At 75.3% G+C, this 2,086-nt stretch carries 2 protein-coding genes; both read left to right on the plus strand.

Annotated elements, in window-relative coordinates; genetic code table 11:
- Window positions 1–1,341 (plus strand): glycerophosphoryl diester phosphodiesterase membrane domain-containing protein (locus ACWJ6R_RS35235; protein ID WP_449066360.1); only part of this gene is annotated, 1,341 nt, incomplete at its 5' end.
- Between the two features lie 202 nt (window positions 1,342–1,543).
- A partial coding sequence (locus ACWJ6R_RS35240) for a DUF4129 domain-containing protein (RefSeq protein ID WP_449066361.1) occupies window positions 1,544–2,086 on the plus strand: 543 nt, incomplete at its 3' end.

Raw genomic sequence — 2,086 nt, forward strand, 5'->3', positions numbered from 1 at the left:
GCCGTACGGCCAGCCCCCGCCCCCCGGACAGCAGTACCCCTACGGCGGCCAGCCGTACGGCCAGCAGGCGTACGGCCAGCAGGCGTACGGCGCGGCGCCCGGCCCCTACGGCTACGGGGCCCGCCCGCGCTCAAGCCCGGCGTCATCCCGCTGCGCCCGCTGACCCTCGGCGACATCTACAACGGCGCGGTCCAGTTCATCCGCGACAACCCCAAGGCGACCCTCGGGCTCTCGGCCGCGGTGGCCGTCGCCCTGCAGGTCATCTCCTTGATCATCACGGTGGTCGTCCTCGGCTCCCTGGCGGTCACGTTCACCGAGATGATCGCCTCGCAGGACCGGCCGGGCGACCCCGACCAGGTCCTCACCCTGGTGGGCGGCGCCATCGCGGGCGTGTTCGCCCTCGTCTTCGTCACCCTCGTCATCCAGATGATCGGGACCGTGCTGCTGAGCGGCATGCTGACCAGCGTGCTCGGGCGCGCGGTCTTCGGCGAGCACATCTCGATCGGGGAGGCCTGGCGGCTCACCCGCGGCCGGGTGCTCCCCCTGCTGGGCCTGGCCGTCCTGTCGGCGGTCATGGTCTACGGCGCCTTCATCGCGATCTTCCTCGTCGGCAACGTCCTGCTCGCCGCCCTCATCGCGGCGAGCGGACCCGCCTGGCTCGCCATCCTGCTCTTCATCGCCTGCTTCCTGGGCGCCGTCGTCGTGGCGGCGTTCCTCTACACCAAGCTCAGCCTGGCCGGGCCGGTGATCGTGCTGGAGCGGGCCGGGGTGGGCGCCGCGATCGGCCGGTCGTTCCACCTCGTCAAGGGCGACTTCTGGCGGGTCTTCGGCATCCTCCTGCTGACCGCGATCATCACCGGGCTGGTCGGCACGGTCATGGGCCTGCCGTTCAGCTTCGCCGGCGAGGCGATCAGCTCCACCGACCCCTACACCGGGCTCCCCACGGGGATCGCCGGCCTCACGCTGACCGCGTTGGGCGGCATCATCGCCTCGACCATCACCTATCCCTTCTCCGCCGCCGTCACCGCCCTGCTCTACGCCGACCGCAGGATGCGCGGCGAGGCGTTCGACCTGGTGCTGCAGACCGCCGCCACGGACCGCGGGCGGGGCCTGGGCACGTCCCCCGAGGACCTGTGGCACCCGTCCCACGCCGCGAGCCACCGGGCCCACGGCTACGGAGCACCGCCCCAGGACCCCGGCCAGGGTTACGGCCAGGGTTACGGCGGACCCGCCGGGCAGGGCTACGGCCCCCCGCCCCAGGGCGGCTACGGAGCACCGCCCCAGGACCCCGGCCAGGGCTACGGCCCCCCGCCCCAGGACCCCGGAGCATGGCCCCGGTGACCGTCCCGCCGATCATCCCGTCGACCGGCCCGCTCACCGACGGCGTCCCGGTCGACATCGCCCGCGACGCCGCCAGGGAGGCGGCCGTCCGCGAGCTGGCCAAGCCGGTCTACCCGAGGGAGTCCTGGTGGGACCGGGTCTCCGGTGCCGTATGGGACTGGCTCGAAGGGCTCCTCGACGCCGCCGCGGGGCTGCCCGGCGGATGGTTCTCGATCCTCCTGCTGGCCTTCGTCGTCCTGCTCGTCGCCCTCCCGGTCCTGTCGATGGCGCGCCGGGCGACCCGAGCCCGGCGCGTCCGCGGCGGCGAGCTGTTCGAGGCCGCGGCCCGCTCGGCGGCCGAGCACCGGGCGGAGGCCGAGCGGCACGCGGCCGAGCGGCGGTGGGCCGAGGCGATCAGGGAACGCTGCGGGCCGTCGCCCGCGATCTGGAGGAGCGGGCCGTCGTCGAGGAACTGCCCGGCCGTACCGCGGACGAGCTGGCCGCCGAGGCGGGCCGGGCGCTGCCCGGGTTCGCCGGCGAGCTGGCGGAGGCCGCCCGGCTCTTCGACGACGTCACCTACGGCGACCTGCCCGGCACGCCGAGGGCTACGGGCGCCTGGCCGGGCTCGACGACCGGCTCCGCGCCGCCCGGCCGGCGCTCTCGGGACTCCCGGGAGGAACCCCGTGACCCCCGGCGCGCCCGCCTCCCCGCAAGGGACCCCGGACGCCTCCGCGCCCGGGACCGCCGAGGTCCCCGTCGCCGCGCA

The organism is Planomonospora algeriensis, assembly GCF_977012225.1.